At 63.0% G+C, this 1,628-nt stretch carries 2 protein-coding genes; one reads left to right on the top strand and one right to left on the bottom strand.

Features of this window, described 5'->3' with window-relative positions:
- Nucleotides 1-630, bottom strand: a 630-nt coding sequence (locus AC1DS3_RS38450) for a LysR family transcriptional regulator (protein WP_477129340.1), incomplete at its 3' end; no start/stop codon positions are given.
- Nucleotides 631-924: 294 nt separating this feature from the next.
- Between AC1DS3_RS38450 and AC1DS3_RS38445 the strand changes: the two genes are divergently transcribed.
- A partial coding sequence (locus tag AC1DS3_RS38445) for a Rieske 2Fe-2S domain-containing protein (protein WP_477129339.1) occupies nucleotides 925-1,628 on the top strand: 704 nt, incomplete at its 3' end.

The following is a 1,628-nucleotide window of genomic DNA, read 5'->3' as shown; positions in this document are numbered from 1 at the left end:
GTCATACGCCGCGCTGGCGCGCCCGGACAGCGTGACCACAATCTGCGGCATGCGCTGGAACTGCTCGAGCGTCAGGGCGTCGCCCACCTCCTGGTTGCGCGCGCTCACGATGGTCACGAACGAGTGCATGAACAAGCGCTGCTGGAACAAGCCTTCCGGCGCGGCGCGAATCGATCCCAGTGCCAGGTCGGCCTCGCCCGTGCCGAGCATGCCCTCGATCTGCTGTAGTGGAACCTGCAACGTGCGCAGCTTGCAGTGCGGTGCCTCGCGGCGCAGCCTGCTGATCAGCGGCGGCAGGAAGACCAGTTCGCCCATGTCGGTCATGCACAGGTTGAACGTGCGCCGTGCCACTAGCGGATCGAAGCGGGACTGCGATAGAACTTGCTGCCGCACAGTGGCCATCACGCCCACAATTGCCTCGGTCAGCTCCTGCGCCTTGTGCGTGGGCATCATGCCTGCCGGCGTCTTGACGAACAACTGGTCGTCAAAGAAGGCGCGCAACCGGTTCAGCGCGTGGCTCATCGCGCTTTGCGTCAGGCCCAGCTCTTGCGCGGCCTTGGTCACACTGCGCTCCCGCAGCATCGCATCGAACACCGTAAGGAGGTTGAGGTCCAGCTCATCTGCATGCATGGCGTACATTCTCGCTATTAGGGGGATGACGTTGACGCATGTTTCCTCCAAATCTATTCTGCAGTCAAGGACCCCGGAGATGGGTCGCCGCACTGGAGACAAGACATGACACCCCACGCCCACGCCCGCACCCGCCGCCACCCGCGTCCCGGCCCGCAAGGCACATTGCCGCCACCCTGACTCCCCGCCTTTTTTAACGCCCGCAACACGCATTGCTTGCAAGCAATGCGTGCATGGCAACGTGCGCCCCGAATTTCCGCACGGGCGCAAAGTGAACGCTTCGAGGAACGCCGCATGTTCATCAAAAACACCTGGTATGTAGCCGGCTGGGATAAGGAAATCCCTGGCGAAGGCATGTTCTCCCGCACCATCATCGGCGTGCCTGTCGTGATGTACCGCAAGGAAGACGGCAGCATCGTCGCGCTGGAGGATCGCTGTTGCCATCGTGGCGCGCCGCTGTCGGTCGGGCGCAGGGAAGGCGATTGCATCCGCTGCATGTATCACGGCCTGAAGTTCGACAGCGCGGGTAGATGCATCGAGGCGCCCGCGCAGGAGCGCATTCCGCCGCAGGCCAAGGTGCGCAAGTTCCCCATCGTCGAGCAGCACCGCTGGGTGTGGATCTGGATGGGAGACCCGGACAATGCCGATCCGTCGCTGATCCCGGATACGCAGTGGCTGGACCATCCGGAATGGCGCAGCCTGGACGGCTACATCCACTACGACGTGAATTACCTGCTGATCTGCGACAACCTGCTGGACTTCTCGCACCTGCCGTTCGTTCATCCCACCACCCTGGGCGGCAGCGAGGACTATGCCGCGGTGCAGCCCAAGGTCGAGCGTATCGATGGCGGCGTGCGGATCACGCGCTGGGCCATCAATACCGAAGCGCCCGCCTTCGCCAAGGCCGTCAAGGACTATCCCGGGAAGGTCGATCGCTGGAACATCTACAACTTCACTATCCCCGCCATCCTGCTAATGGATTCCGGCATGTCTCCCAC

Source organism: Cupriavidus sp. 01L46 (genome assembly GCF_056399905.1).
Note: the sequence above shows the minus strand (reverse complement) of the source record. Positions and strands in the feature narration are given on the sequence as shown.